17 protein-coding genes are annotated in these 22,477 nt (G+C 47.4%); 1 reads left to right on the forward strand and 16 read right to left on the reverse strand.

The genetic code is table 11. The features are described 5' to 3' along the window. Nucleotides 1-5: 5 nt before the first annotated feature. Genes Q7P67_RS01745 through Q7P67_RS01795 form a run of 11 tightly spaced genes read right to left on the reverse strand, consistent with a single transcriptional unit; the run spans nucleotide 6 to nucleotide 13,072 of the window. Complete coding sequence (locus Q7P67_RS01745; protein ID WP_303850095.1) at nucleotides 6-2,942, reverse strand: chemotaxis protein CheA; 2,937 nt, start codon at nucleotides 2,940-2,942, stop codon at nucleotides 6-8. 16 nt (nucleotides 2,943-2,958) lie between these two features. Continuing rightward, nucleotides 2,959-3,324, reverse strand: a complete 366-nt coding sequence (locus tag Q7P67_RS01750) for a response regulator transcription factor (RefSeq protein WP_303850097.1) — start codon at nucleotides 3,322-3,324, stop codon at nucleotides 2,959-2,961. 2 nt (nucleotides 3,325-3,326) lie between these two features. Beyond that, nucleotides 3,327-4,154 carry a protein-glutamate O-methyltransferase CheR gene (locus Q7P67_RS01755; RefSeq protein ID WP_303850099.1) on the reverse strand — a complete coding sequence of 276 codons (828 nt, stop codon included), beginning with the start codon at nucleotides 4,152-4,154 and terminating at the stop codon, nucleotides 3,327-3,329. A gap of 18 nt (nucleotides 4,155-4,172) precedes the next feature. Further along, entirely contained in the window at nucleotides 4,173-5,228 is a 1,056-nt protein-coding gene (locus tag Q7P67_RS01760; RefSeq protein ID WP_303850101.1) for a HEAT repeat domain-containing protein, read from the reverse strand. Nucleotides 5,229-5,244: 16 nt separating this feature from the next. Continuing rightward, nucleotides 5,245-5,607, reverse strand: coding sequence for a response regulator (locus Q7P67_RS01765; protein WP_303850103.1), 363 nt, complete (start codon nucleotides 5,605-5,607; stop codon nucleotides 5,245-5,247). Continuing rightward, nucleotides 5,607-5,903: an STAS domain-containing protein gene (locus Q7P67_RS01770; RefSeq protein WP_303850105.1), complete on the reverse strand. Its 297-nt coding sequence runs from the start codon at nucleotides 5,901-5,903 to the stop codon at nucleotides 5,607-5,609. Before Q7P67_RS01770 ends, Q7P67_RS01765 begins: the two co-directional genes overlap by 1 nt. A gap of 1 nt (nucleotide 5,904) precedes the next feature. Further along, nucleotides 5,905-6,978, reverse strand: coding sequence for a chemotaxis response regulator protein-glutamate methylesterase (locus tag Q7P67_RS01775; RefSeq protein ID WP_303850107.1), 1,074 nt, complete (start codon nucleotides 6,976-6,978; stop codon nucleotides 5,905-5,907). After that, a complete protein-coding gene (locus tag Q7P67_RS01780) occupies nucleotides 6,975-8,486 on the reverse strand; it encodes a chemotaxis protein CheW (RefSeq protein ID WP_303850109.1) in 1,512 nt (503 codons plus the stop codon). Before Q7P67_RS01780 ends, Q7P67_RS01775 begins: the two co-directional genes overlap by 4 nt. Nucleotides 8,487-8,525: 39 nt before the next feature. Beyond that, on the reverse strand, nucleotides 8,526-10,766 hold the full coding sequence (locus Q7P67_RS01785; RefSeq protein ID WP_303850111.1) for a methyl-accepting chemotaxis protein: 2,241 nt from the start codon (nucleotides 10,764-10,766) through the stop codon (nucleotides 8,526-8,528). Between the two features lie 21 nt (nucleotides 10,767-10,787). Next, nucleotides 10,788-12,287, reverse strand: a complete 1,500-nt coding sequence (locus tag Q7P67_RS01790; RefSeq protein WP_303850113.1) for an Hsp70 family protein — start codon at nucleotides 12,285-12,287, stop codon at nucleotides 10,788-10,790. Further along, nucleotides 12,284-13,072 (reverse strand): ParA family protein, encoded by a 789-nt coding sequence (locus Q7P67_RS01795; RefSeq protein ID WP_303850115.1) that lies wholly within the window; start codon nucleotides 13,070-13,072, stop codon nucleotides 12,284-12,286. The genes Q7P67_RS01790 and Q7P67_RS01795 overlap by 4 nt, the downstream gene beginning before the upstream one ends. Nucleotides 13,073-13,146: 74 nt before the next feature. On the opposite strand from Q7P67_RS01795, the gene gmhB reads away from it, so the two are divergent. Further along, nucleotides 13,147-13,680, forward strand: coding sequence for a D-glycero-beta-D-manno-heptose 1,7-bisphosphate 7-phosphatase (gmhB, locus tag Q7P67_RS01800; protein ID WP_303850117.1), 534 nt, complete (start codon nucleotides 13,147-13,149; stop codon nucleotides 13,678-13,680). Nucleotides 13,681-13,698: 18 nt separating this feature from the next. Here the strand turns inward: gmhB and Q7P67_RS01805 are convergent, their stop codons facing one another. The 5 genes from Q7P67_RS01805 to Q7P67_RS01825 form a co-directional block, all read right to left on the reverse strand. Continuing rightward, nucleotides 13,699-15,447: a sensor histidine kinase gene (locus Q7P67_RS01805; protein WP_303850119.1), complete on the reverse strand. Its 1,749-nt coding sequence runs from the start codon at nucleotides 15,445-15,447 to the stop codon at nucleotides 13,699-13,701. Nucleotides 15,448-15,637: 190 nt separating this feature from the next. Next, nucleotides 15,638-16,588: a diguanylate cyclase gene (locus Q7P67_RS01810; RefSeq protein ID WP_303850122.1), complete on the reverse strand. Its 951-nt coding sequence runs from the start codon at nucleotides 16,586-16,588 to the stop codon at nucleotides 15,638-15,640. Further along, complete coding sequence (locus Q7P67_RS01815) at nucleotides 16,585-19,614, reverse strand: PAS domain S-box protein (RefSeq protein ID WP_303850124.1); 3,030 nt, start codon at nucleotides 19,612-19,614, stop codon at nucleotides 16,585-16,587. Before Q7P67_RS01815 ends, Q7P67_RS01810 begins: the two co-directional genes overlap by 4 nt. 14 nt (nucleotides 19,615-19,628) lie before the next feature. Then, the gene (locus Q7P67_RS01820; RefSeq protein ID WP_303850126.1) at nucleotides 19,629-21,179 is read right to left on the reverse strand and encodes a sensor histidine kinase; all 1,551 of its coding nucleotides are present in this window, start codon (nucleotides 21,177-21,179) and stop codon (nucleotides 19,629-19,631) included. Between the two features lie 3 nt (nucleotides 21,180-21,182). Further along, nucleotides 21,183-22,421: an HDOD domain-containing protein gene (locus tag Q7P67_RS01825; RefSeq protein WP_303850128.1), complete on the reverse strand. Its 1,239-nt coding sequence runs from the start codon at nucleotides 22,419-22,421 to the stop codon at nucleotides 21,183-21,185. Nucleotides 22,422-22,477 lie beyond the last annotated feature (56 nt).

Genomic DNA, 22,477 nt, shown 5'->3' on the forward strand with positions numbered 1-22,477 from the left:
CGCCATTATAATAATTTATTGACGTTCAGAACCAGAACAGCCTGCCCGTCGCCTAGTATGGTCACTCCGCCTATGTAGTTGAGGTGTGCAAAGTATTCAGGAACGGGTTTTATGGCGATGTCCATCCTGTTCAGCAGTTCGTCAACAATTATACCCGTTTTGCCGTCGTCTGTAACCGTTATAACAATATTTACTTCATCCGCAAGGGCTTTTTCCCCATCACCAAGTAGTTTTGAAAGATGCACAAGGGGGAGTACGTTGCCTCTGTAGTAGATTCCGTTGCCGAAATGGAGGTCTTTAACCTGTTCTTTGGCAACCTTTATGGTTTCTGCCACATTTTCGATTGGGAAAGCATAGTGCTCGTCCGGGTGCATCCTCACCAGAAGCGATGTTGACATGCCTATGGTTACGGGTATTTTCATTACAACCCTTGAACCGTCACCCACGGATGATTGCACGTCAATAGTACCGCCGACGCTGGTTATGGAGCTTTTAACAACGTCCATGCCCACGCCGCGCCCTGATATATCTGTCACCTGTTCTGCTGTGGAGAAACCGGGGGCAAGGATAAACTGGATTATCTCGTTATCGGTGAGCACCGCGTCTTCGGAAGTAAGCCCTTTCTGTATAGCTTTTGCCATTATTTTTTTCGGATCGATACCGCGTCCGTCGTCGATTACCTCTATGTAAACAAAACTGCCCTCGTTATAGGCTTTAAGAATCAGGTGTCCCTCTTCCGGCTTGGAGGCTCTCGCTCTGTCCTCCGGCGGCTCAATGCCGTGGTCGCATGAATTGCGCACAAGGTGCACAAGCGGGTCGGAAAGGATATCGGCTATTTTTTTGTCAATTTCCGTGTCCTCGCCGATTATGCGAAGGTCTATCTGTTTGTTCTGTTTTCTTGCGATGTCTCTGACAACTCGCGGAAACTTGTTGAAAATCTGCTTGATGGGCACCATGCGCAGGGACATGATATCCCTCTGGAGATCCTGTGAAATACGGGAGATAAGATTCGAGTTGTCCTTGAAGTCTTTTATAAGACTTGTGGGCAGGTCAAATTCGCGTATGAGCCGCTGCATCATGTATTCGTATGCGTTCTTTGCCACCACAAGCTCGCCTATGGTGTTGGTGAATTTATCTATCTTTTCCTGATCCACTTTCATGGACTGGGAATATTTCTCTTTGGATGAATCGCCCTTTTCCTCCTGCTCCTCTTTTGTGAGAGCGGATGCAAGGGAGATGCTGTCGCTGTCTGCTGCCGCGCCTGTGGCTTTCATGATAACCTGTTTTTTCAGGGCTATCTCAAGGTCTTTCTGTTCCAGTTTCCCCTGATCGACGAGTATCTCGCCTATCTTTTTCTGCTGCGCCTTCGCCTCTTCAATCTCTTTTGCTGTGACCTTGCCTGATTCCACTAAAAGTTCGCCCAGTTTTTTTGCGGGTGATTTCAGAACCTTGATGTAACTCTCTATGTTCGCAAGTTCTGCGGAGAAATCCGCACCGGAACCCGCTTTGTTTGCAAATTTCTGAGCCATTTCCATAAGGTCTGTGAAGCCTATGAATTTTGCCGCGTTTGAGAATCCCATAGCGGCTCTTTTAAGCATACCGGCATTGTTGCCGTCAGCCTTAGCAAGCCCTATTATCTCAAAGAACTGATCCACCTGAGAAAGAAATATTTTGATGTCGCCTGTAACGGCAGGCACCTTCTCCTCAAGGGTTAGCATGGATTCCTGAAGGTTCTGGAGCTGTCTGTATGTTTTCGGGAGTTCAGGTGTGACCTTGTTCAGCAGTGCCTTTACCAGCGCCTTTACGTCGGAAATAACGTTGAGGATAAATTCGGCGGCCTTTCTGTCGAACACTATTGCACCGGAACGTACTTTGTCCAGCATGTTTTCAACTAGGTGGGCATATTTTTCAAGGAAGGAAAAGCCGACGTATCCGCAGTCTCCCTTGATATTGTGGAAAACACGGAAGATGTTGTCCACCGCATCTTTTGTGCCCTCTCCGGTTTTTTCTATCTCTATCAGGAAGTTTTCTATCGATTCGAAATAGTCCTCTATACCGCTGGCAAGCTCCGCCAGCATCTCGTATTGTATGCCCGCCGTATCAACGGTTTCGACGTCCAGCTCCTCTTCCGTGAACTCTTCGTCTGAAAAGGGTGCCGACGCTGCTGTCTCTTGCTTTTCTGGTTCTTTCAGAGAAATCTCGGTGACAGTCATCAGTTCAGGGTCGAAAGCCAGATCGGCTATCTCCTCCGGAGAAGCGTCGCTTATTATATATATATCAGGATGCAGATAGAGTTTATAAGGCTCAATAGACGAAAGTTCAGGCACGGAGGTATCGGTTACAGCAAGGTAATATTCGGAAATTTCTTTGAGGTTTGAGAGCAGCGTCTGGGGGTCATACCCGTTCTCAAGCATGTCGTCGGTGAAATTCATCTTGATCTGGTAGGCTTTTCCGAAACCGGGGTCGTGTTGTTTAAGAATCTCTGAAATGTCTTTTCCGGCAAACGGCAGTCCGGCAGCGGGCGCTTTGTCCGCAGCTGTTGCAGGGGCGTCCTGCTTCATGTTGTTTGCCGCACCGAAAAGTGTGATTATATCTGTCAGGTCGCGGTCATATTCTCTTTTTTGCCGTGCGTAATCGATCATTTCGAAGAGGATGTCAACGCCTTTCAGCAGCAGATCGGTGATATCCGCGTCAATGGTGACGTCACCGTTTCTCAGCTTGTCCAGAAGTGATTCGAGGTGGTGGGAAAATTCCGACATATTGTCGAACCCGAACCCGCCTGCGCTCCCCTTTATAGTGTGGATATTGCGGAAAACCGCGTTAAACAGTTCCGCGTCTCCTTCCGATTCCGCTTTAAGGATGCTCTCATTGGCGTTCTCAAGCAGGTCTGCCGCCTCCTCAAGAAATTCCATCCTGAATTTTTCCATATCGATCTGAGTCATATTTCCGCTCCGGTAATCAACTGATGCCCAGCAGCATCTTGATGTTAAGTATCAGGTCGTCGGGCTTAACGGGTTTTGTTATGTACAGGTTTGCGCCGGATTCATATCCCTTCTTGCGGTTTTCCAGCTCTTCCTGAGTCGTTATTATGATTATCGGGGTCTCTTTTCCCGTTTTTCTGTATTCTTTTATAAAGGTTATACCGTCCATGCGCGGCATGTTCAGGTCGCAGAGCATAAGGGCATAGTTGGTCTGCATGGACTTTTCGAGAGCATCCATGCCGTCGATGGCACCGTCAGCCTCAAATCCCGAAGATTTCAGGATGTTGCTGTGGAAATGCCTTACCATGTCCGAGTCATCGATAACCAATACCTTAATAGCCATAATTACCCCTTGTAATATACAACGCCTGAACCCATGCGTTTCATGCTGAACGCGGTGGTTATCCTGCCAACCGATTCACTGTGTCCGAGAAAGATATACCCGCCCCTGTTCATGGAGATATAATAGTGATCGACAACCTGTTTCCGCGACAGTTCATCGAAATATATCAGAACGTTGCGGCAGAATATGAAGTCGAACCCGCGTTTTTTGCGCATGGCTTCTCTGTCCATCAGGTTGAGATGTTCAAATGTGACCATGTTCCGCACCTCTTTGACCGGGGAGTGGAAACCACCGGAGGTTGTGAAATATTTCCTGAAATATTCCTCCGGAACGTCTTTCAGGCTGCGGTCGTCATATTTTGCCTCTTCGGCTTTTGCCAGAACGTTTTCGTCGATATCGCTTGCTAGGATTCGCACGTCCCAGCCTGTCAGGTTTTCCAGCATCTCCCTTACGATTATCGCCAGCGTATACGGTTCCTCGCCAGTGGAGCAACCTGCCGACCATATGCGTATGTTCCTGTCGTTTGCCGCAGCTTTTTTCTCTGCGATCTCCTGAAGACAGTGCTCCGCAAAGGTTTCAAGAGTTGCGAACTCGCGGAAGAAATAGGTCTCGTTCACCGTCAGCAGGTTCATGAGAGCCTGAAATTCCTCTCCGGTATCTTTGAACTTCAGATAGCGCAGGTATTCCCGCACGCTGTCCGTTCCCATCTCAAGGAGTCTTTTTTCAACCCTTTTGTTGATGAAATACCTTTTTTTCTCTTCAAACTTTATTCCTGACTTTTTATAAATAAAAGCGGTCAGGTCTGTGTAGTCATCGTTGTTGATGAACATAAGCCGGTTGTGACGCTCCTATAATGTTTCCAGAAGTCCCTGCAGCATCCTTCTGAACTCGCCTTTTGCTCCGGCGAGTTTCATTTCCGTTATCCTGATAGCTTTGTCCCTGTCTGTCACAGCCAGATGCTCAAGAGCAGTTAAGCAGATGTTCTCGTTGCTGTCTGACGCCAGTTCCTCGTAAAGAGCGGCCTTGTCCGGGATATCAAGGTGCGACACAATGTAAAGAAAAGTAAGTCTCTCCTCCGGATAACCGTCGAGATTGCGGAGGTTGTTAAGCATGAATTTTGTATGTTGCTCGTCCAGCTTGTGTATGTCGTGTCTGGACACTATTTTCAGTACTGCGTTGGCAATCTCCTTGAAATACATCGTGTTCTTGTTGTTAAGAAACGAAAGGAGAAAATCCAGATGTCGGGTTGAACCTTTTTCGCCAACCAGCCTTAAAACCGTAGGTTTATAGATACTGTCCATGACCTTTCCGCCCACAACGGCGAGAACTCGGTCCACTGTAGCAGGTTTACCCATTATTGTTAGCGTTTCGAGACACGACATCCGCACCATCGGCTCTGTCGTCTGCTCGAAAATCTTCATGATATCCTCTAGGGAATCATCGTCGTAAATCTTACCGAGATATTCCACAGCGGTCATCATGACGTTTGGCGCTTTGTCATTAAGCGCCGCCCGCAAAGCGGGAATGGAGTATTTTGAGCTGGTCGCCACAAGGCTGTCCAGCACCAGCTTGCGCACTTCGCGGTTCTGGTGATCCATGATGGAAGTGAGAAACGCCACCGCGTCCTCTCCCTTTGCGCCGAAAATCTCGATGGCGCAGTTTCTGACGTATGCGTCGGAAGACTCGAAATATTTCGCTATATCGGCGAAGAAAGGTGTTATGTCGAGCACTTTGAACGCCTCGACTATCAGCTCGCGGACAAGACGGCTCTTTTCCGAATACATATGGCAGATGAGAACCTGATAGAGGTCTTCGTTCTTTTCGGAAAGAACATCCTCAACAGTATATATTCTCTCCGCCTCGTCAGTATTTTTCAGCTTTTCAATGAGCGTCTGTCTGTCCACGTTAAAGCTCCCGCCGTCAGCCGATTATCTTTTTTATAACTGCGAGAAGATCGTTGGGTTTGAAAGGCTTGACTATCCATGCCTTTGCTCCCGCCTGTCTGCCCTCTTCCTTTATCCCCGCCTGAGACTCTGTTGTAAGCATTATCACAGGGGTGAATTTATGTGTGGGGTTCTTTTTCATCTCTTTAAGAAAGGTTATGCCGTCCATGTTTGGCATGTTGACATCGGAAACCACAAGGTTGAACCTTCCTGTGTCCAGCTTTTTGAGTGCATCCACCCCGTCTCTGGCATCAACAACTTCATATCCTGCTGATTTCAGTGTCGCCGCAACCAGTTGGCGCATAGTTATGGCGTCATCTACAATAAGAATACGCTTCATTAATTCCCTCCGACCGCATCTTGTATATGCAGTCCGTACAGACTGAGTAATTTATCGAATGATTCACATGATTTTACTGATATTTTCGAACCCGCGTCCTTTGCCGTTTTAAACAGAGAAAGGGCTATCTGCAGGAAAACGGTGTCCATGGACGAAACATTGCCCATGTCGGTCTCAAGCTCTTTTCCCGCAAAGGTGACGCCGCCGAACAGGGACAGAAACTCCTCCGCCATGAAAATTTCGGATTCGTCGGGGAAAGTTACTTTAACTTTGGTTTTAAGTTCCTTAACTTCCATATTACCAACCTCTTTCCACTTTTCTGCATATTTCGGCAGCTATCTTATAGCTTGGAAGCACTGCATCCGCGCAGCCTTTCAGGACAGCCTCTTTCGGCATACCGTAGACCACCGCTGTTTCTTCCGATTCGGCTATGGTATATCCGCCCGCCTGCTTTATTTTGCACATGGACGCGGCACCGTCGTTGCCCATTCCTGTCATGAGCACGCCGATAGCTTTGTCTGCGAAAACCCCGGCTACGGATTCCATCATTATGTCAACGCTGGGGATGAACGCATGGTCGGGTGTTTTGCCCAGCCGCATGGTAATCTCGCCGTTCATCTTTTTGTAAAGGGTCATATGGTTGCCCGCTTTGCCGACATAGCAAACGCCCGGTGTGACTATATCTCCCGGAGCAGCTTCTTTAACGGTTATGCGGCACGATTCGTTCAGCCTTTTCGCATAGGATTCTGTAAACCCCACAGGCATATGCTGAACCATGAAGATTGCCGCGTTGAGGTTCTGCGGTATGTGGGGCAGAACGTCGAATATTGTTTTCGGTCCGCCTGTGGATATACCTATGCACACCGCTTTGAAATTATCTGGGATGGTATGCGGAGTGGTATATACAGGTTCCTGCACTTCGTATTTTTCAATTTTTGCCGGTTCCGTTCTGCGGGTCAGCTTGGCAAGTCCCATCCCTGCTGCCGCCTTAACTTTAACGGCGAGTTCACGCTTCACGGTTTCTATATCGCGGGAGACAGTTCCGCTGGGTTTTGCCACAAAATCGAACGCGCCCAGTTCCAGCGCCTGAAAAGTCGTGGATGCCCCCTCCTGAGTGAGCGAACTGAGCATTATGACTGGGCACACTTTCTTTTCATTTATTATCTTCAGAGCGGTAAGACCGTCCATCACCGGCATGTTGACGTCAAGCGTCACCACGTCCGGCTTCAGCGCCAGCGCTTTTGCAACTCCGTCCTCTCCGTTTCTTGCGGTGTCGATGACCTCAATGCCGAAAGATTCGTCCAGCATCTCTTTGATTTTCTTCCGCATCAGTGCAGAATCATCGACAACCAGTACCCTTATTTTTTTCATTCCTGTTTCATTTTCTCCAGTTTGCTCATTTCGGAATGGGAGAACAGGTCTTCAATGTTCAGAAGAAGTATCATCTTCTGTTTGCTGACCACGTTGACAACCCCGCCGATAAATTCCGAGCTTACGGTTGCTGAAAGAACAGGCGGCACCACATCAATATCATCGGTTTTGATGCGCAGAACCTCGTCAACCCCGTCAACAACGAAACCGACTTTCATATTCTTTAAATTAACTATTATTACGCGTGTAAATTCGTCCCTTTCTTTTGCTTTAAGGTCAAAACGGGTGCGCAGGTCGATAAGGGGGATAACCTCGCCCCGGAGATTTATTATGCCCTCGACAAACTTAGGAGTTTTGGGCACCTTCGTAACGTTCGTATAGCGGTTTATCTCCTGCACTTTTTCAATGAGGATACCGTACTGTTCGTTTTCTATCTGGAATGTGACAATCTGTTTTTCGTCGTCTTTAGAGTGGGTGTTAGCCTCAGCCATGGTCAGATCCCCTGCGGACTGTGCGGCAACTCTGGAAAGTGCCTCCAGCTCCGTTTTATTCACAATATTCTTAGGCTCAAGAGCCATAACCAGTCTTTCGCCCTTTTCAAGTTTCAAAACAGCGGCTATCTCTTCCGTATCCTCGGTAAATGCTTTCGGCGGCTCTTCGATGAGGTTTTCCTCAACGCTGAGAACGGCATTCACCTTGTCTGCGGCAAATGCTACCATCACATTGTTTATGTCAACTATGATGACCCTGCTGTTTTCGTTTATACCGCTGTGTTTCCTGCCGAACTTGTCGTGCAGGGAGATAAGGGGTATAACGCGTCCCCTGAGTGAAAAAATCCCCAGCACATAGTCCGGAAGCCCCGGAATAGCAGTTACTTCGGGCATCCAGATGATCTCGTTTATGCGGTGTATTTCAACTGCATATTCCAACTGCCCTATATTGAAGCTGATGAAGCGTTTTTCATGAAGAACTGCCGCCGCTGCCTCTTCTGACCTTGCTGCGGAGGTTTTGCGGAATCCCTGTTTCTCTATCTGTGCCTTCAGAGCGGTTATATCGATAATCTCGTCAGTGTTAAGTATCTGGATGAGCAGGACGTTTCCGCCCTGATTTATCTTCATTATTCCGCTGATGTATCTTTTGTCCACTTCCGCATTGAGCATTTCGGGGAAAGCGTCAAGCTGGTGTATCTCGGTGGATTTCACCTCGCTGACCGATTCAACTACAAAGCCGTTCAGCGTGCCCTCTTTTTCAACCACGATAACGCGGGTGTCGTCCGTATTTTCGCAAGGCTTTTGATAGCCGAGACGCAGGGACAGGTCTGTCAGAGGCATGACCTCTCCGCGCAGATTGCTCATTCCCAGCACATGGGAAGGCATTTTCGGCACACGGGTGATGTGGGGCAGACGGATTATCTGCTTAACATCGTCGATACCTATGCCGTATGTTTCCTGACCCAGCCGGAACGAAACGTATATGCTGTCCTGCGGACTTTCAACTGCTGATGACATTTAATTCTCTCCTTTGTCGGAATGCTGTAAGGAGCATTATCAGAATGTCTGCATTTCATCTGCTAGGGATGCGACCTCTTCCGCCGCCGCCGCTATCTCGCGCAGACCTTTAACCTGCTCGTCCGCTGCGTTTTTCGCCTCTTCGGAAAGGGCTTTGAGGTTTTCCGCAGCCTCTCTTCCCTCTTCACAGGCTCCGTTGACCTGCTCAACCTTGTTTTCAGCTGCGTCAACGTGGTCTGAGCATTTTTTATAGAGTTCCACAAGGTGTTTGCGTATCTGACCGACCTCTGCGAGGTTGTCAACGGCGTATTGTGATTTCGTAATCTGAACGCGGATGAGGGAGGTTATCTCTGCCAGCTCATTCTGGAAGTTGATAACCTGTTCGTACATCTCGTCCAGAATATCTTTCATCTTGTCGGCATTGTCTGCGGATTCGTTTGCCAGTGCACGAATATCTGCGGCAACGACGGAAAATCCTCTTCCGTATTCTCCGGAACGTGCTGCTTCGATATTGCCGTTAACTGCGAGCATGTTTGTCTGAATGGCAACGTTATTGATCGTATCAACGATTTTTTTGATGTTGCCGAACGATTTGTTGAGAACGGTCACTTCGTCGTGAACGTCTTTAAGGTTGTTTATGGATGCGACGAAACCTTTGATGATAAGCTCTATCCCGTGTTTGAAGTCCTTAAACTGGGTTTTGAACTCGCCGACGGACGGTTTGACCTTTTCGTCGTAGATGCGTCTTGCATCCTGCATCTTACCCTCTTTCATGAGGTTGACAATCTCGCCCGCGCCTAGGTGGACGTGATTATGGGGTTCGCGGATGCACTCGTACGCTTTTTCCTCTTTGCCGGCGTCGGGTTTGTATGTGAGATACCACGCGCCGAATGCACATTTTGTGGGGTCGAGCTGTCCGTGGAATTCGTGATTATTGTTCATTGCGTCTTCGAGCTGGTCGAGGAAGACAAGGTGGTCGAGAGCTTTTATCTCATCCAGTGCGTTGTCAACCAGCTTTCCGTGGTCAGCCATCACAAGCCAGCTCTTTTTCACGTTGTTGATGTGTGTGCTGATTTTGTCGAACTCTTTTGTGATGCCTGTTATCTCGGTGAATATCTCTGAGGTTCCGGTGTCCATCTGGTCTATGGCTTTAAGAACTTCATCTGCGGATGCGTCCAATTCCTCTATTGTGGAGGAAAGCTCTTCCGCTGCGGCTGCGACCTCTTCTGAGGATTTTGCGATGTCGGTGGACTGTTTAAGGTCGTCCGCCATTTCCGCCAGTTCCTGAGACGCTACGGTAAGTTCGGTGAAAGCCTTGGTCTGTTCCTCGGTGAATTTGCCCACTTCTTCCGCCGCTGCTGCGTTTTGTTCAGCGGAGGATGCAAGTCTGTTCACAAGATCCATTGAACGGGTGGATTCTTCGCTGACGGCTACCGCTCCGCTCTTTATCTTGCCGACCTCGATGCCTATTTCATCCGTATGGCTGCCGACATATCCGCAATGTTTGGAGATGAAATCCGCTTTGAACAGGTTGGTTCTGGAGAGGATGAGGAAGCTGTCAACCTTGCTGACAACATGCTGAACCTGTGTGAGTGACTGATCTATAACGTTTTTAATATTTTTTGCCGATTTTTCGGAAACTTCCGCCAATGTACGCACTTCGTCGGCGACAACCGCGAACCCTTTTCCGTGTTCGCCCGCTCTTGCGGCTTCGATTGCGGCGTTGAGTGCCAGAAGGTTTGTCTGGTCTGCAATTTTTGTTACAACCTGAACTATCTGACCTATGGAGTCAGCCTTCTCTTTAAGCTGGTCAACAAGCTGGGTGGATTCCTCAACCTTTTCCGTTGCGTCCTTGACAGATTCTTTCAGTTCGTTTGCCGCTGTAACTGTGGATTTGACCTTTTTGATGAGTTCCGCCGTGGAGGTTTCATATTCTATGGTTGTGGCGAGAACGTTCTTTGCGTCGGATTCAAGAGCGGTCGTATCATTTTTGATGCCTTCCGCGCTGCGGCTCGCCTGTGCGGAGGCAATTGTAACCTGCTCCATGGAGGCGTTAAGCTGGTTTGCCGCGCTTGATGCCTGTTCGATGGCAGACGCCATCTCTTCGGATGCAGTGGCTAGTCTTTCAGCGTTTGACTGCTGCTTTGCCAGGGTTCTTGCCCGAGCTTTTTCAACAGCCTGCTTTTTGGATTCCTCCCTTGACGCCGCTGCGGATTCTGCATCTTTTTTCAAAATACCCGTCCTTCCGGTTAGGCTGGTGGGTTTCGCCAGCTTTTTCATAATGTATACCTCCAAATGAACCTAATATATTATAATATCACTAATCTTATCAGAATCGAATGACGCTTTCAGTGTGAAATCGGTTTCCCTGCCGGAATTAACATCTCTGGCTGTGACGGTTACTATCCCGCTGTCGTCGATGATGAAGCATATATCAATAAGAGTTTCTTCTCCGCTATTCTCCACTGTAAAATCGAATTTTGCAAGGCTAATGAAGTAGTCGGGATCGTCTTCCGGGCTGTCGGAAACGTTAAGGCTTGAATGTGCTGTGTCCTGAAGTACGTGCACGGTTATATCCCTTATGTCGTCACTCGCTGTCGTGAACCTCTGGGTGAAGGATACGGGATATGGCTCGTTCTTGCGCATGATGATTTCAAACATTCCGTTGTCGTCTTCAAGCCCCATATTGTGGCTGGTGACATCGTAAAAAGTCCTGTCGCCGAGAAGTCCGAGACGCATTGCGGCATTGGTTGCAGCGCCGCACACGACAGCCTCTTCGGGGTTCAGGTCTTTGCTGACGGATGCCCCGAACATGGTTTCAACAAAAGCCCGCACATTGCATATCCTGCTTGCGCCGCCGACGGGCAGCACACGGCTTATGTCTTCCGGTTTTATATTGTTTTCTCTCAGCAGTCCTTCCGTTATCTCTCGTATGCCCTGAATTATGGGTTCGGTTATCTTTCCGAAAAGCTGCTTGTTCAGCTCCATTTTGAAGTGCAGAGGACCTTTGGGGGTGATTGTTATGTAGGGTATTACAAGGTTGGTTTCGTTCAGGCTGGAAAGCTCCATCTTTGCCTTCTCCGCCTGAAAAAGAAGCTGCTGATATGCTATAGGGTCGGTTTTCAGGTCTATTCCGTGTGTTTTCCTGAATTCATCATTCAGGTAGTCCGCAACGGCAACATCGAAATCCAGACCGCCAATCTGCGTTGAGCCGCCGCTTGCTATCACTTTCAGGCAGTCTTTATTCAGTTCAATAAGGCTTATGTCAAGCGTTCCGCCGCCAAGGTCGAAAACGAGGCAGAGTTCGTTCTCTTTTTTGCCTATGTTGTTGTAATATATCGCAGCCGCAGTGGGTTCGTTAAGCAGGGCGATAACATCGAAACCCGCCGCCTGTGCCGCCGCTCTCACAGCTTCTCTCTGGAGGTGGTCAAAATAAGCCGGAACGGTTATCACAGCCTCCGACGTGTCGTCCCCCGTATAGTCCCTGTGCAGATTTTTCAGCTTTTTAAAGAAGAGCGTGGCAAGTTCAACCGCCGTATATTCCTGCCCGTAGACGGAGAATTTTTTATCTGAGCCCATGTATCTTTTTACGTTGGCTATAGTGTTTTCCGATTCCAGCATCTGCATACTTCGGGCATTGTCGCCCATAACCGCTTCTTTGCCGTTCTTGAAATATATCACAGACGGCAGAAAGCGTTTTCCGCTGTCGGATGAAATGACCTCGATGGTTCCCTTCTCCTTAAATATTGCTATCATGGAGTTTGTTGTACCGAAGTCTATTCCGGCGGGATATCTGCTCATTTGGACACTCCTTTAGCGACGGTTACTTTTTCCAGTATAAAATCGGCTAAAAGATTGAAATCCATACACCCTCTGCTGTGGGGAGCGAATAAATTTATGGGGATTCTGTATTCGGGAGCCTCGGCAACCCTGATATCGTTGCGTATTCGGGGTGATATCATTGCTTCACCGAAGTTTTCGTAAATCTCTTTCATGACCCGCTTGGAGTGGTTGCTGCGGATGTCGTACTGGTTCGGGATAATGCCGCACATGCGCAGGTCCGGATTGAAAGCGGCGTTTATTCGGTATATGGTCTGCGTGAGCTGAGCAAGCCCCTCTATGGCGAGGAAGTTCAGCAATATCGGTATGAAAACGGATTCCGCAGCCGCCAGCGCGTTCAGCGTCAGTGCCGCCACTGTGGGTGGGGTGTCTATGAGTATGCAGTCATAATCGTTCTGAAAATCCAGCAGCACTTTTTTAAGCTGACCTTCGGGGTTAGGTTTGTCCAGAAGCTGCTTTATGAAGGAAGATGAAAAGGCTGTGGATGCGGGAAGAACGTCGTAAAGCCCGTGCTCAGTGCGGAAAAGAGCGTCTTTCCCGCTGCATTTGCCAAGCAAGGCGTCATAGATGCTTAGATAAGTATCGTATGTGTTGACGCCTGACCAGAAAGAGAGGTGTGCCTGCGGGTCAAGATCCACTGTGAGTACCCTGTATCCGCGACCTCCGAGAACTCCCGCAACGTTAACCACCGTAGAGGTTTTTCCGCTTCCGCCTTTTTTGTTTGCAAATGTTATTACTGCTGACATAATTGTATACAATTATAGTGTAAATTGAAAAATTATGCTACATTGATATTGATTAAAAAATACTCGGAGATGGTATGGCGAAAGGACTTTTTCTGGACAGGGACGGCATAATCAATGTTGATAAAGGGTACCTTTTCAAGTCGGAAGACGTTGAGTTCATCGATGGCATCTTCGATCTGTGCCTTTATGCAAATTTCAAAGGATATAAAATATTTGTGGTCACCAATCAGGCAGGGGTGGACAGAGGATTTTATACCGAGGAGGACGTTGAGAACCTCCACAGGTGGATGCGGAGTCAGTTTGAATCGCGCGGGGTGGAGATAACCGATATGTTTTACTGTCCGCACCATCCCGATTTCACAGGGGAGTGCGGCTGCCGCAAGCCCAAGCCGGGTATGCTTTTGATGGCAATGACAATGTATGACATCGATGCCTCGCAGTCCGTTATGGTGGGGGATAAAGTCTCGGATATGCAGGCGGGCAAAGCCGCAGGCGTGGGGCTGAATATCATCGTCGCCAGTCAGTATACGGACACAAAGCCGGAAGAGGCGGATGTGATGTTTTCCACTGTCGGAGAGGTTAGCGAATACCTGAAAAACAGGTTATGATCAGCGGGTATTGAGATTTTATACTGATGCGCCTTGCTTTCTTGCCATAGCGATACTGAAAACAACTCCGTTTGGTCTGTTTGCGACAGTAACGGAGCCGTTGAATTGTTGTTCAATAATCCGTTTTGTCATGTATAATCCCAGTCCCGTTCCCTTTCCTTCATCTTTCGTTGTAAAATAAGGTTCGAATATCCTGTCAATATATGCGTCATTGATTTGTGATCCTGTGTTGGATATAGCTATGAAGAACCATTTTTCATCGGTTGTGATATCGATCATGATGTTTTTGGTTTCAGATTGCATTTCCAGTATGGCATCCCTTGCATTTAAAATTATGCTTGAGATAACCTGTTTGAAATCTTCCTTATATCCTGAGATGATGTCTTTTCCTTCGTTGCAGTATTCGCCGAAATCCTCTAAAGAGCAGAAGTGATATTTGTTGGCGCATTGGCATTTGAGATTAATAGAAATTCCGCTGGAGTTCAGAAGGGCTTTCATGTCCTTCATCGTCTCTCTGGTTTCGTGGACAAGTTTAAAGTCTTCTTTAACTGACAATTTTTTATCTAAGGCGAATATGTCTATGATGTTTGAAAGATAATGTATTCTGTTCAAAATGAGGGAATGCAGTTCTTTAACATCCTCCTCCGTTTCTTTCTTTTCTTCTTTCAATTCGTCAAGAATCTGTATTATAAGACCGATTTCATTAAGAGGCTGCCTCCATCTGTGGGCAATTGAGCTTAAAATCTCACTTTTTGAGTCAGATATAGAGTTATTAGTTATGATTTTATGCTGAAGTTCAATTTTCTTGAAGAGTTTCAGAGGCAGTCGGGACATTATGTATGCGGCAATAAGCGAAAGAATTACTGCAGATATTGCAATAATTATGATGCTGCCGAGAAGCTCGCCCGCAGTTCTTATATGAGTTTTGATCACTATGCCGAGTATATTGCCGTCGCTGAGCTTTATAACGTTGTTAAATTTTTCAATGTCAAATCTGTCATTTTTTCGAAATACATTTGACCAGTTGTGAGCCTGAGCGTCGCCTGAAAAAATCACCCGCTTGTCGCCATCTAAAAGGTATATATTATAAGAGATTGATCTTGTGAGATTTTCCAGAAAGGTCTGCATAAAATAATTTATTACTACCACGCCTTCCGCTTTTCCGTTTATAAAAACCGGAATACCAATCCGTAGCATGGGCTTATGGGGTATCTCTATTTTGTTGTGCTCAATATTAAGGTCGATGTCTGAAATATAAACAGAACCTTCGGCTTTACTTACAGACTCGGTAAAATAGTATCTGCCTGATTTATTCTGCATGTCATTCTCTGCAACGATGAACGGTTCAGATTTGCTGTCTGCTTTATCGACACGTATAAGTTCGTTACCGTCTTTACCTATAAGTCTGAGCTGGTTGATATCTGGATCCTGTGACACCAGCACAGAAAACAGACAGTTTAAATTGTCCTGCTCTGTTTTCGATTTATTAATCAGAAAGTCTTTTACCCTGCTGTTTGTACCTAAGGTTCTGACAAGTGAAAGTTTTGAAGCGATAAAATTTTCATATTTCTGTTGTCTTGCCTGAAGACTTGCTGCGGCATTTGCTTTTGCAACCTTTTCGTCTCTGCTTTTTTCAGAATAGTACATAGCTGCAACAATCATTAAACTGAAAATGAGCGATATTGTTATAAACAGCGCAGTTAGGTTGCGGAAATAGTGTGGCTGGATAAGGTCTTTCTGAGGCAGCAGCTTTTTTTCAATACGCATTATTTCGCCCTGAGTAAAATTATGTATGCTAAAAGAAAAGTCAGGCTAATCTGTAAAATATTTTGTGTATTTATTAAGTATGTTCCAATATACATTAATTTACATATATTTGCACACTACAGATAGTGGTGGGTGAATAATTAAACGTTTTGATTTTGTTATGAAGTGAACTTTCGTTATTTGAACAAGGCTATTCCGCCATAACGACTTTGTTTCGCCCTGTCTGTTTGCCTGTGTAGAGGGCGTCGTCAGCTTTTTTTATGCTGTGCTCAATACCCATTCCCTTGTCGTAGCCGGACACTCCGAAGGTCATGGTCACTCTGAAATTTTCTCCTGCAAACGACATTTCGGTGCTTTTTATCGCTTCGCGCAGCTTTTCCGCCACGGAAACCGCTTTTTCAAGTTCTGTCAACGGCAGCATAATGAGAAACTCCTCTCCGCCCCAGCGAGACACTATGTCCTGCTGGCGCAGGTTGGCACGCATGACATCCGCGACGTTTCTCAGAACGTAGTCTCCGGTGTCGTGCCCGTAGGTATCGTTAACTCTCTTGAAAAAATCGATGTCGCACATGATGAGCGAGAAAAACCCGCCGTTTCTGTCGCAGCGGGAAACCTCGACGGCCAGTTGGTTCATAATGCTTCTGCGGTTCGCGAGTCCCGTCAGCGAGTCGGTGAGCGCAAGTTTTTCTATGGTTTCGTATGCACCCTGAAGCTCCCTGTTCTTCTCTTCAAGCATATCTCTGGAAAGTTTCAGATCGAGATGTGTTCTGATGCGCATTAAAAGTTCTGTTTCATGAAATGGTTTTGAGATATAGTCTACGCCGCCGGCTTCAAATCCCAAAACGGCATCCTCAGCCTCTGTCTTTGCTGTGATGAAAATAACTGGGATGTTGGCGGTTTTTGGGTCTTTCTTTATCTGTCTGCAAACCTCGTATCCGTCCATATCCGGCATCATGACGTCCAGAAGCACCATGTCCGGTTTTGTTGTACTTATAAAATCCAGCGCTTCAAATCCGTTCATGGCGAATGCAAGCCCGTATTTTGTGTTCTCTCTCAGGATGTTGCCAAGAACTTTAAGGTTCTGCTGATTATCGTCCACAATCAGTATGAGGGTTTTGTTGTATTCTGTCTCGTTGGTCATCTGATGTCTTTCGTCCTTTCGTGAATTTGCCGGAACAGTTTTTTGATTTTGTCAATTTCCATATTATCTATACAGGCTTTAAGATGTTCAGACAATGAAATTATATCTCTGTTTTGCAGTTTTTTCCCCTGAAAAAGGAGCATATCGGCTATTTTTTGTGAAAAACCGAGGTCAATAACGGTTATACTCTTTTTGAAAAGTTCCAGAATATCCTTTGTTTCATCTTTATTTACAAGCAGTTCTTCTACAGCATCCACTGATTCCATATCGTGGAGCGGTTTTTCCTTCACAGATTTTCCCGCCTCAACGGGCAGGTATTTTGCGGAAACCTGCATAAGATGCGTAAAATCAGCCGGTTTCATGAGAAAATCGTTAAACATACCCTCTTTGTTGGTTTCATCATGTGCGGCGGTCAGTGCTATTATAGGTATTTTTGCGGTAGCGGGATCGGCTCTAAGCCGTTTTGCCGTTTCAAAACCGTCCATGTCGGGCATCCTGATGTCCATAATGACAAGAGCCGGAACTATCTCCTCCGCTATCAGTGCCGCAGCGTTTCCGTTCTGCGCCTCAAGGACAGTCATACCGCATCTTTCGTACATCTCCCGCAGGATATTACGGCTCATCTCGTCGTCATCCACGATAAGAACCCTTGCCGGCTTGAAAGTGATTTCCGGTGCAGACCCTTTTTCAGAGAAAGCCGCTTCGGCGGTGAGCACGTCCGGCAGGTCAACAAAAAACTGTGACCCTATGTCCACCTCGCTGGTGACGGAGATTGTTCCGCCCATCATCTGCGCCAGTTTAAGGGAAATGGAAAGCCCCAGTCCGGTTCCGCCGTATCTGTTGATATTGTGGTCGTCACGCTGACGGAACGGTTCGAAAATTGTTTTGAAGTCACTTTCGGGTATGCCGATGCCGGAATCGGAAACCACTATGCGAAGGTTTGTTCTGCCGTCGTTGACAGGCGTGCATGTCACGTTTACCCGGACGAAGCCTTTTTCAGTAAATTTAACTGCGTTGCCAACAAGATTAAGCAGTATCTGGCGTATCCGCGGAGCGTCTATCATGAGTGCTTCGGGCACCTGCCTGTCTATGCTGCTGGTGATGGTCACACCTTTGGTGACGGATTTAAGGGAAAAGATGCTCACGGTGTCAGCGACGAGATGCCTTATGCTGGCGGGAGAAGTGCTTATCCGTGCGGCGTGGGCTTCCAGTTTAGATATGTCAAGGATGTCGTTTATCAGGTTCAGAAGGGCGCGCCCGCTGGTTTTGATTGATTTGATGTAAGATTTAGCCTTAACGTCTTTAACGCGTGCCTCCAGCAGTTCGCTGAAACCTATGACAGCGTTAAGAGGTGTACGTATCTCGTGACTCATATTGGCAAGGAACTCACTTTTTGCCATGTCGGCTTTTTCAGCCTTTTCTTTCGACTGTTTAAGGGCGTCCTCGTATTTTTTTCTGTCTGTAATGTTTCGTGCTATGGCATAAATGAGCATGTTGTCTCTGTCGGCGGTGGCGTACCATGACAGCCACACCGGCTCTTTTCCTGCGGAGACGTGTCTGCTTTCATAATCGGTGATATCTGCGCCACCCGCCAGTCTGCTTATGAAGCTGGACGCTCTGCCTGCTTCGTCCCGCGAGAAAACGTCGAGAAACTTTCTGCCCGTGATACGCTCTGCGGGGATGCCTATGAGGTCTTCAAAGGCGCGGTTGACATAGCGGAAGTGACCGGAAAAGTCCGCGATGCAGATAATGTCGCGGCTGTGTTCGAAAATCCTGTCCCGTTCCGCCTTCGTCCTTTCGGCTTCGGTGATGTCCACAAGCTGGGCTATGAGATAAAGCGGGACTTCGTTCTCGTCGTGTGCCAGAGCGGCGCTTACGGAGACTATAATCAATCCTCCGTTTTTATGGATATATTTTTTAACTACAGAATAGTGACTTATTTTGCCTTTTATAAGGTCGTTCATCAGCGACATAGCGGTTTCTGCATAGTCAGCGTGGAGAAAGTCGGTGAAAGGTCTGCCGTTCATCTCCTGCTGTGTGTAGCCAAGCATAGCCGCCATTGCACGGTTCACCTGTATCAGTTCCCCGGTGAGCGAGATGATCGCCATACCGTTTGCCGACGATTCGAATGCCGCACGGAAACGGTTTTCGCTGGTGCGAAGCTGTGATGTCCTTTCCTCGACTTTTTTTTCCAGTTCGGCATTAAGACGGTTTATCTCCTCTTCCGCGTCTTTACGCTCTTTAAGCCTCCAGACGCCCTCCATGAAGTGCACAAGACCTATGGATTCGGTTACTGTGTAGGTTGTCTTTTTACCGCTGAGGCAAAGGATAAGGCTTACACCTCCCTGCGCCATGAGGGGAACTATCATGGTGTTTTTGCCGTCCGAGCCGATATAGGGTTCATTGTCTGAAAGGACTGCTTCCAGTCCATGTATGTCTCCGGTTCTGATGAATACCGACTGCTGAAGAGGGTAAACGGCTTTTCCGTTTTCCGTGAGAGAAACCACAAGGCGCAGACCGCCTGCCTCTTTGTCCATTATGCTTATGGAACCTTCGGTACTTTCTGTCTGTTCAACGGCGCTGTCCAGAGCATAGTCCAGTATGTCTTCGAACTCCGCCTCATACATCTGTCCGAGAACGGCGAGTGATCTGTTGCGTTTTTCATTCATTCCGGCAAACATTTCAGCCTGTCTCTTTGCGGATGCTCCGCGCAGGGGCAGCATTTCGGAATAGATTACTGGAGCTATGGCAAAAATGGCAGGCGTGCTTCCGGCTAGCTCTGTTTTCTTTGCCGCGGTAAAAGTCTCCGAGGCAAACATAACTGCGGTGCCGCCGTGAAGCTGTGCGCAACTTTTTGCGGAAAGATATTTTCTGCCGTCACGGGCATCTATTAAAATGAGATCGAAAAGAGCGGGATCAAGAGAACCGGGATCATCCGGCGAAAAAAGGCTGAACTGCACGGCTTTCCCGTACAGAAGCCCGTCGGGGTTTTCTGAAATGACCGCCAGCTTTAGTTTATCGGGCATAAAGCACTCCTTTCTCAGGAGGAAAGCGGGATCTTTAAGGTTATTACTGCGCCGTTCATGCTGTTTCCGGCGCTTATTTCGCCGCGCATATGTTCCTGCACGACCAGCCGTGAGATATAAAGCCCTATTCCGGTGCCTTTGTCGTGTTTTTTTGTGGTGAAATAGGGTTCGAAAACTCTGTCTATTATATCTTCCGGTATGCCCCCGCCGTTGTCTTCAATGTTTACAATGGCGGATGTTTCGTCGCAGTCCAGAGATATTTTTATAAGTCCTTTTTCGGATTTTCCGTTTTCAAGCCGCGGCAGAATGGCGTCTTTCGAGTTCGCCAGCAGGTTCATGATTATTTGTTTGAACATGCCGCTGTCGCCGTGTACCATGATACGCGGCTGTCCTGTGCTTTGTGCGAACTGGTCGGAAATCTCCGGTTCAAGAAATATACCGAGTCTGTTGTACTGTACCTCCACAAGAGAAATCACCTCGTGTATGGCGGGTACAAGGCTGAAGGTGTCCTTGTCGGTGTCGCTGCGGACGAGAGAACTGAAATCATCTATGGTGGACGACATGTGCATGACCAGTTTCAGGCATTTGTTTACACTGTCGTTGAGATAGTCTCTCGATATCCCTTTTTCGTCGTGTTCGTCCAGCATATCCTGAATTATCATACCGAGGGCGTTGAGCGGCTGTCTCCATTGGTGGGAAATGGCTTTCATCATTTGTCCCATAGCGGCGAGTTTGCTCTGCTCATGGAGAATCCGTTCGCTTTTCCTGCGGTTTTCGGTTTCTATTGCAACACGGTTTTCAAGGGTTTCGTTAAGCTCCTGAAGAGCCTCTTTCTGCTGCATAAGCAGTTTTTCTATTTTCTTGCGTTCACTTACTTCATTCTCCAGAAGGTCGTTGGTTGCTTTAAGCTCTTTCGTGCGGTTATAGACTTCCGCCTCCAGCTTTTCGTTGAAGTTTTTAAGCTGCTGCTGTGAATCTTCCAGCTTTTTAACGCTTTCTGTGAGCATTCTGTTTGTTTCTTTGTTGCGGTTGTACAGTTCGAAACTTTCAAGCTGGTGGGCTGTTTCATTCATAAGAATAGTTATGAGATAGAACACGGCGTCGGGTATGTCCTCTTTCGCAGTGCTCAACTGACCGATGAATAGTCCCCTTGTGCGGGATACTGTAGACATAACATGCAGAAGAATATGTGATTTCAGGGATTTACTTTTTATTACGGTGGTTTTGCCGGTTTTGACAGCCATGGCAAAGGTTCCGTCGATTATCAGTTTGTCGGTTTCCGTAAGAAGAAGCTCTCTGTCCTCCTGCGGAAAGAATTTTGTAGGTGAGAAATTGCCTGAAAGCTCGTCAACAAGAAAAAATCCGCCGTTTTTCAGTCTGACCAGTGCCAGAAGTTTGTTGAAAGCGTTTTCAAGGATGATATCGTGGGTATCCAGCTTATTGAGGCTGGTATTAAGATTGCGCACGGAGCAGATGGCTTCGAGCACCTTCATTGTGTTGTTCTTTTCGTTCTGCAGGTGTTCGGCTTTGGCTTCTATAAAGTCCATATGATCTTTTTCTGTCATATATCACCCGAAGAACGCGTCTTCAATTTCATCTATCTGCCGTTCAGACTGCGTGACCACATTCGCTATGACGGATGTGGATATCCCCAGTGCGTCCCAGACCTCTTTCGAGATGGAGGGAATTATGAATGAACTGGTTACCGGGGAGCCGAATGCCACCGCCATGCAGTCGGCGGCAGCAATAATTGATGATTCTATATGAATGTTTTTTACGCTGTGGTGAAACCGAACGTTTTTGACAAGCTGGGTCGGGAACTTCCATTTCTCAAGAAGTGCCCCGCCAACGTCCGCATGGTCGAATCCAAGCACTTCGTATTCTATATCCGCCAGCGGCTTTTGAAGTTTGCATGACATGAAAAGGGTATATGCCGATTCCTCCGGCAGAGCACGAAAAATAACCAGTCTGCCTATGTCGTGCATCAGACCGGAAACAAACAGTCTCTCCGTGGAAACATCGTCTATATGGACTCCCAGAAGTCTGGCAAAAACGCCGCACGCTATTGAGTGTCTCCAGAATTTGCGCATGTTGGTGAACTCCGTGGGAATGCCTTTAAAAGCCTCGATGGCGGAGATGCCCACGGCGAGTGTGCCCAGTTCCTTCGTGCCGATAATGGTGATTGCGCGGCGGATGGAATCTATTCTTGAAGGAAAGCTGTAAAAAGCGCTGTTAACTATTTTAAGAAGTTTTGCGGAAAGGCTGGTGTCCTTTTCAACCACGTCCGCCATGTGCGAAGCGGAGCTTGTCGGGTTTGAAAGAACGTCTTTTATTTTATAATATACGTCGGGGAACGAAGCCAGACCGACCTCTTTTTCCACCATTGAATCGGCTGTCACTGAACCTTTGGTGAATCCTTTCGGGAGTCTCGCCTCTGTTACGGCGGGTGCTTTCGGGAGTGCGTCCGCCCCTTTATTTTCGACTCTGTTGCAGAGTATCAGCTTATTTATCCGGTGAATTTCTCCCATGGCGGGAACTGTCAGATCTGCGAAACGGTAAAGCTGTTCCATATACGCGTCCACAGACGCCATGGTTTCGGGACTGAATCCTGCCTGTGCTTCCAGATTCAGCGTTTCCCTGTCCATGCCGACGACATGAGCCTCGGTGATCCCCCACGAGCGGGCGATCCTGATATGTTTTTCTTCCAGTATGGAACCTGAGCTGAGCAAGAAACGACCGTTAGGACAAATCAGATCATGTTCCAGCTTCATACCGGGTCTTAAATCATCAATATAGATCAGTCCCATAATCTGCCTTTCTTATCCGTATGTTATGAAGTTATCACAAATATTGAGATAACACA

It is taken from the genome of Seleniivibrio woodruffii (assembly GCF_029267515.1).
Lineage (GTDB): Bacteria > Chrysiogenota > Deferribacteres > Deferribacterales > Geovibrionaceae > Seleniivibrio > Seleniivibrio woodruffii_A.

What these genes read in the sequence shown, in the direction of transcription:
- Q7P67_RS01745 (WP_303850095.1), bottom strand. Translation starts at nt 2,942, where the DNA reads ATGACTCAGATCGATATGGAAAAATTCAGGATGGAATTTCTTGAGGAG.
- Q7P67_RS01820 (WP_303850126.1), bottom strand. Translation starts at nt 21,179, where the DNA reads ATGACAGAAAAAGATCATATGGACTTTATAGAAGCCAAAGCCGAACAC.
- Q7P67_RS01805 (WP_303850119.1), bottom strand. Translation starts at nt 15,447, where the DNA reads ATGCGTATTGAAAAAAAGCTGCTGCCTCAGAAAGACCTTATCCAGCCA.
- Q7P67_RS01755 (WP_303850099.1), bottom strand. Translation starts at nt 4,154, where the DNA reads ATGTTCATCAACAACGATGACTACACAGACCTGACCGCTTTTATTTAT.
- Q7P67_RS01815 (WP_303850124.1), bottom strand. Translation starts at nt 19,614, where the DNA reads ATGCCCGATAAACTAAAGCTGGCGGTCATTTCAGAAAACCCCGACGGG.
- Q7P67_RS01780 (WP_303850109.1), bottom strand. Translation starts at nt 8,486, where the DNA reads ATGTCATCAGCAGTTGAAAGTCCGCAGGACAGCATATACGTTTCGTTC.
- Q7P67_RS01770 (WP_303850105.1), bottom strand. Translation starts at nt 5,903, where the DNA reads ATGGAAGTTAAGGAACTTAAAACCAAAGTTAAAGTAACTTTCCCCGAC.
- Q7P67_RS01785 (WP_303850111.1), bottom strand. Translation starts at nt 10,766, where the DNA reads ATGAAAAAGCTGGCGAAACCCACCAGCCTAACCGGAAGGACGGGTATT.
- gmhB (WP_303850117.1), top strand. Translation starts at nt 13,147, where the DNA reads ATGGCGAAAGGACTTTTTCTGGACAGGGACGGCATAATCAATGTTGAT.
- Q7P67_RS01825 (WP_303850128.1), bottom strand. Translation starts at nt 22,421, where the DNA reads ATGGGACTGATCTATATTGATGATTTAAGACCCGGTATGAAGCTGGAA.
- Q7P67_RS01750 (WP_303850097.1), bottom strand. Translation starts at nt 3,324, where the DNA reads ATGGCTATTAAGGTATTGGTTATCGATGACTCGGACATGGTAAGGCAT.
- Q7P67_RS01765 (WP_303850103.1), bottom strand. Translation starts at nt 5,607, where the DNA reads ATGAAGCGTATTCTTATTGTAGATGACGCCATAACTATGCGCCAACTG.
- Q7P67_RS01775 (WP_303850107.1), bottom strand. Translation starts at nt 6,978, where the DNA reads ATGAAAAAAATAAGGGTACTGGTTGTCGATGATTCTGCACTGATGCGG.
- Q7P67_RS01795 (WP_303850115.1), bottom strand. Translation starts at nt 13,072, where the DNA reads ATGTCAGCAGTAATAACATTTGCAAACAAAAAAGGCGGAAGCGGAAAA.
- Q7P67_RS01790 (WP_303850113.1), bottom strand. Translation starts at nt 12,287, where the DNA reads ATGAGCAGATATCCCGCCGGAATAGACTTCGGTACAACAAACTCCATG.
- Q7P67_RS01810 (WP_303850122.1), bottom strand. Translation starts at nt 16,588, where the DNA reads ATGACCAACGAGACAGAATACAACAAAACCCTCATACTGATTGTGGAC.